2 protein-coding genes and 2 pseudogenes are annotated in these 5,768 nt (G+C 63.6%); 2 read left to right on the forward strand and 2 right to left on the reverse strand.

Going from position 1 to position 5,768, the window contains the following annotated elements:
* Together M1M07_RS31740 and M1M07_RS31745 are read right to left on the reverse strand one after the other, a co-directional pair.
* A pseudogene (locus tag M1M07_RS31740) lies at window positions 1-502 on the reverse strand (IS256-like element IS1164 family transposase); the annotation flags it as partial.
* 1,948 nt (window positions 503-2,450) lie between these two features.
* Window positions 2,451-3,074: pseudogene (locus tag M1M07_RS31745) on the reverse strand (RES family NAD+ phosphorylase).
* Window positions 3,075-3,375: 301 nt separating this feature from the next.
* On the opposite strand from M1M07_RS31745, the gene M1M07_RS31750 reads away from it, so the two are divergent.
* A complete protein-coding gene (locus M1M07_RS31750) occupies window positions 3,376-3,594 on the forward strand; it encodes a hypothetical protein (protein WP_248676697.1) in 219 nt (72 codons plus the stop codon).
* 907 nt (window positions 3,595-4,501) lie between these two features.
* Window positions 4,502-4,840, forward strand: coding sequence for an Lsr2 family protein (locus M1M07_RS31755; protein WP_248676698.1), 339 nt, complete (start codon window positions 4,502-4,504; stop codon window positions 4,838-4,840).
* Window positions 4,841-5,768 lie beyond the last annotated feature (928 nt).

The following is a 5,768-nucleotide window of genomic DNA, read 5'->3' on the forward strand; positions in this document are numbered from 1 at the left end:
CGTCGGCGGCGACGAACGTGTACGGGCCCGCATCGAGGGGTCGGTTCCGGAAGGCCTCGACCTGGGTGTCGAGGTCTTTCGCCATCACCGAGACCTGCGACTTCGACAGCGAGGTGATCCCGAGGGTATCGACGAGTTTCTCCATCCGCCGGGTCGAGACCCCGAGTAGATAGCAGGTCGCAACAACCGAGGTCAGGGCACGTTCGGCGCGTTTGCGCCGTTGCAGCAACCAATCCGGGAAGTACGAGCCGGACCGCAGCTTGGGAATGGCCACGTCGAGGGTGCCGACGCGGGTGTCGAAGTCGCGGTGCCGGTAGCCGTTGCGAACGTTGACCCGTTCGTCGGAGCGTTGGCCGTAGTCGGCGCCGCACAGGGCGTCGGCCTCGGCGCCCATCAGGGCATGTATGAACATCGTCAGCAGCTCGCGCAGCAGGTCGGGGCTGGCGCCGGTGAGTCGGTCTTCGACAAGCTGGCGCAGATCGATATCGTGGGCAGTGGTCATCGCGTGCTCTTTCGTCGAGTCGAGTTGGTAGCTCTCTCGAAGAATCACGCGATGACCGTCTTTCGTCCGGTTACGACACGCCGATCAGTTCGTTTGGTTCCGGCTCGTACACCATCCTGATGGACGCAACCCACCCCTGCCCATCTTCCGGTGGTGCTGCGTGCGGGCCTGCGCGTCGCCGCGCTTGAGATACCTGTAGTGCCTGGTGCCTGTGGCCCACGGCCCGAAGCCGACGAGGATTGCGGGCTCGGCGACTCATGCGGAGCGTCCGATCTGAACGCTCGAGCCAGCCCGAACCACTGAACCGCGTCGCGGACAGCGTCCACGACGAGGCAACTGCAGTGGGCGGCTGTGCGCTGGAGATGTAGAACTACACGGTCTCGGTAACCGGGGAACGGAGATACAGCTCCGGGCCGATCGAGGGGGCGGTCATGGCTGCACCGAAACCGAGCGGCTCCGCAATCTTCCCCCGAGAGGGCCGGCTTCTCGGACGTGCCGCAGGTGACTTCCTGGAATGCTGACAAGATTCACCGGCGCGATCGCGTCAGCTTTCGCCAGGGTCGGGCTACCAGTGTGTGGCAATCATTTTGTGGCCCAGAGTGTCCCGGAACACCAACAGCACCTGCGAATCCCATTCGAGATCCACGGCCGTGGCCCTCTGTATCAGCGGCGCAAGCTGGGTGTTCGACTCACTGGTGACTTGGTGTGCGCCAGTCGATTCGCGGTCGGAATACCTCCGTGCCGACAGCTTCAGCTTCTGAAGTGTGTGTGTCGACCTGGAGACGATCGGGCGTTCCGGTAGTCGGTGTCTCGGTCCGTGGAGGCCAGGGATGCGGTGTCCGGGGAGGCGGAAGCACTCCGGTGCTTCGGCGGGCGAGTTCGGCTGCGGCGTCCGCATGGCGCTCGCGGTGCTCGGTGCGTCGAGGAGTTCCGATTGTCGTGTCTTGCTCGGTACCTCGGAGGCTGTGTTCGGAAGGTCCCGAGCGGTCACGCGCCGAACGGCATGGTTGTGGCCGGATTCGCGACGCCCGAGTCGATCACGTCTGTGAGTGGGTCGAGACCGCGACGATCGACGATGCGACTTGCGTGACCCGGGGGCGAAGCCAGATGGGGAGTGGGACCAGTTGGCGGTCCAGGCCGGCGATGTGCGTTCCGAGGATTGGCTGGTCTGCCGTGGAGAAGTCCGATATCGGGTGTGATGCTGTTGGTCGCTTTGCGGACGGAGGCGCAGGCCGGGGCGGCTAGCGATCCTACTGCGAGTGCGCACGTATGGGGAAGGTCGTGGCTGTCGCCGAACTCGACTGCGACGTCTTGCAGGTATGGGCGTCCGGCGGGTATCCGAGGATGATCAGGGTCGCACTTGCAGGATTCCGCGTTCTGAGACAGTAGTTTTCGGGCTCGGGTGGGTGTCGAGCGTGTTGCCGGCGGAGCCGTGCCCGTTGTCGATGGTGCAGCTATCGACGGGTGAGCGTAGAACTCCGAGCAGTACCGTTCGGGTGTTCGCTCGAGTTGCGACCAGCGCGAACATGTCGACCGATCGTTTGGGTCGGCGTTCGCGTCGGTTCCAGGCGACTGGGATGCACATATTGCATTTTCGGGTTGGTGGGTGTGGCGCCGGCGGGCGCGGGTTGTCGATGGCACACGGCTGCAGACGACCGTCGCGACCGCAAACGCGAGCGTGCGGTCGGTTCTCGGATATTCTTCCGGCGGAATACATTTCGTTCACGTTGGGGCGCGAGAGTCTACTCGGTGGAGCGCGGCTGTGATCTTCTCACGGGGTTGGCTGCTGCGAGCTGATACGGGTCTGGCGGATGCGGCCCGCGTCCGTTACACCGGTGCTCGGCCAAGTCTCGAAGGGGACGCCGCGGGAAACGTGTGTCGGCGCCTCGGGCGTGCCTCGACGGTATCGGGTTATTCTCTGGCGCTGTGCTGCCGGTCGGGTGACGATTCAGCCGAGGCAGTGGGCTGCGGTGTCGATCGCGTCGGCGAGGGCAGGGTGTGCGAGGGGAAGTGAGAAGTCTGGCCGGGCCGGGAAGGCGTCGGCCGCGCGATCGAACAGCGCGATCGAGGTGGATCCGGCGAACCGGCCGCGGTAGATGATGCCGTCCAGATCCGGATGGGCGCGGTGGATGGTGCGTGCCCAGTGCTGGGCCCGGCCATGGGACACCGGGTCGAGGGAATGGCCGCCGCCGACGCGGGTGGCTCATGTTCCGCCGCCGATCCCCGAGATGTCGAGCAGACGCACGGGGCGTGTGAATGTGAGGCCGGTCAGGTACGGATTACCGCGGTGGCGGTCGATGACCTTGGAGGACCGGAACACTTCGGCAACTGCACCACGGGGAGTGGATGCGCCGTACCAGATTCCGTAGTCGGGGTGTGTACCGCGCGGAACCGGGTGGTGATCGAACCGCAGGATCGGCCCGATTGTCCGCAGGCCGCTCCAGCGCAGGACGTGGTTCCCGGTGGTGCGGTGGATGCGCCAGATCCTTTCGGTCGGTGTCCATTCGATGGTTTTGTCGGGGAGCAGTCCTGCCGCGCGGAGTGTGGTGATGGCCGGTGGTGGCGGGATCATCGCCGCCATCTACATCGACTCCCATTCGGCGATGGTGATGACCTCCGGGCCTTTCGATGTCGTCGTGGCTGCCGGCGCTGCCGGTCAGCCATGTCACGATCGACACCGGGTGGCCGTCGACGACGAGTGAGTCCTGTGGCTGGGTGAGCAGTGCCTGCACGGTCAGTGGGTACAGGTCCTGCGCAATCGACGGCATGATCTTGTCGAGGTGGGGGACTTCGCCGGTGTCGGTGAACTGTGCGGGGAGCAGGAGTCGGTGGCGGCCCGAGTCGAACGCCCAGGGTGCGCCGGTGGTGATGCGTTGCCGGACGCGGGCGGGTGTGACACCGAGATGGGCGGCGGCGTCGTCGATCGTTTTCGATTTGTGGACCAGTGTCGCCATGCGGATGTCGCGGTCGAGTCGTGCGGTGGTCGCGGCGGTGCGGTCGCCGGTGAATCCGGCTTCGTCGAGGATGCGGGCGTCGTGTTCGGACAGTCGGGTACGACCGGGTTGCGGGAGGCGCGGCTGTGCAGGATCTGAACGAAGTCGTCGCGGTCGAGGGGGACTCCGGTCACCTCGCAGGGCGTCTTCGAAGGCGAGGTGACCGCTTGCGGTAGCGGTCTTCGGCCGTCGCGGACCCGTTTATGCCGATCGCTGTCCTTTCGTTGACTATCGCGTGTAGACCATTGATAGCGCTGGTGTGGGTGGTTGTCGCCGCCACTCGGGCTCGACGGCCCGGGGTGGGGCGGGGACGTGCGGCAATCAGTTGGGCATCCTCCGTGCAACGCACCTGTCCCAGGCGTGTAGATGTTCCGAGGCGGCAGTGTCCGCTCAGACTGAGGGGACGAGTCCGGGCTGAGTTCAGGAACGCGTTTTGGTATTTCGACTGCGGTTTGAGTGTCGTCGGGATTCTTCTTAGCCTCGGGAAACACGCCATCGGCGCGAAGCTCTTGTTTCAGGTGAGGGGCATTATCACTCGACCGAAAGTATGGAAAGGTGTTGCTCGGATGGTTGGTGGTGACCGTCACAAATCTGTCTTCTGCGTAGGCCTGCGTGGTGGTTAGTTCCAAGCCCAGCGCAGGGTGGAATGGCTGATGTTGCGCGACGTATTGAGAGGGCAGTGCGGGTCGCGTCGAGGGGATCTGCCCCGGCCGTGATCGTCGCTTGCATCGTCGATCAATGCAAGTGGGGGAGTGCCGTTCGGGATGGCGTGGTGATCTTCGATGCGAAGATGAGGGTGGTCGGCACGTCCCGGTGAGGCGTTAAGTGTGGACCCAATTACCGGCTCCTTTGGAGCGGTTCTCTTGCGACTTCGGATCAACTGCACAGGCGGGCTCCTGGATGCGTTCACGTGGGGTACTTTCTTGATTCTAGGATTCGCCCCATACCGTTGGTATGTAGAATGTTTCCAGTCCCTTCCGAAAAGGTTGAAAATGGAGGTTTGCCGGTGGCAAGCAGAACGGTCGTGGAAGTGTTCGACGACATCGATGGAACCCCTTTGGAGGACGAGGGGGAGACGATCAGTTTTGCCCTGGATGGCGTCGAGTACACCATCGACCTGAACAAGAAGAACGCCCGAGACTTCCGCAAGAAGATCGAGCACTACGTGGCGCATGCCACCCGTGTCGGAGGGCGGAAGCGGCGAGGAAGCGCGGCCAGCAAGAGCGTTTCGGGTACGCCGAGCTCTAAGGAGATCCGGGATTGGGCCATCGAGGCCGGTTACGAAGTCCCCGCTCGCGGACGTCTGCCCCAGTCGCTTGTCGACGAGTACGCGGCGGCGCACTGACCTTCCGTTCGCCGGTACCGCAGAGTTCCACAATCCCGCACCCACTGCACTTTTCTTGTGCTCGTGGGTGCGGGGCACCCGGCGAAGATTGTGGTGTCGAAGTCCGATTGTCCTCGATCTGAATCGTAAGGGGTCCGGACGGATCCGACGAGTGCAGGTGCCAGGCGCATCAGTGGGGGATGCTGCAAGAATCCCTGTGGTCCTGCCGATTCCAGTTGTGTGCGAGCCGCGGTCTGCTTCTTGAACTACAGTTCGAAGCCAGAGTGGCGCTGGCTCGAAGTCATGGGCGGTCCGGAATCTGGGTGAACCGAAATCACTCTATGCGCCAGTCGGTTTCTTCCTCGGCAACGTTGTGTTCGAGCGCGGAAGCGTGCTTAGGTAGTTCCTGGATGCACGCATCGATCTTGCCGGCTCTTTCCTCAGTCGCCGCTCATACCAACACCTTCACCACCTCGAAGACGCAACGTCGAGCCTGCAGATTGCGGCCGTGCGTCCATCCAATCTCAGCGGATGCATTCTCGAGCGCCATCGACATCATGGACAAGACGGCGGTCTCGACATCACGAACCCGGCCGTCCCCAGGCCGGGAAGCCACACACAAGCGGGTCAGGAACTCATCCGGGAGGTCGCTGGGCATGGCGGCCCCTGGCCCTCAGGCCAGGTCGGCCGACCGTGGTCGAGCGCCGACTCTCCGATGAAGACGACAAAGGTGGGCACCTGCGTCGCCGAACACGCACCGGCATGTGGGTATGTCAGCGTGATCGTCGCTCGCGAGAAGCGTTGGAGCGCAAGAATTGTGGATATCTCCGGGAATATCTGGTGAAGATGCCGAACATCATGCGTGACAAGGAATATGCACCGTTCAGAGGTTCCACAGTTGCAGCAGGGCGGCTCGGAGTGTGGGGGAGATGATGCGGTGGTCGAGGTG

It is taken from the genome of Rhodococcus sp. HM1 (assembly GCF_023218075.1).
Lineage (GTDB): Bacteria > Actinomycetota > Actinomycetes > Mycobacteriales > Mycobacteriaceae > Rhodococcus.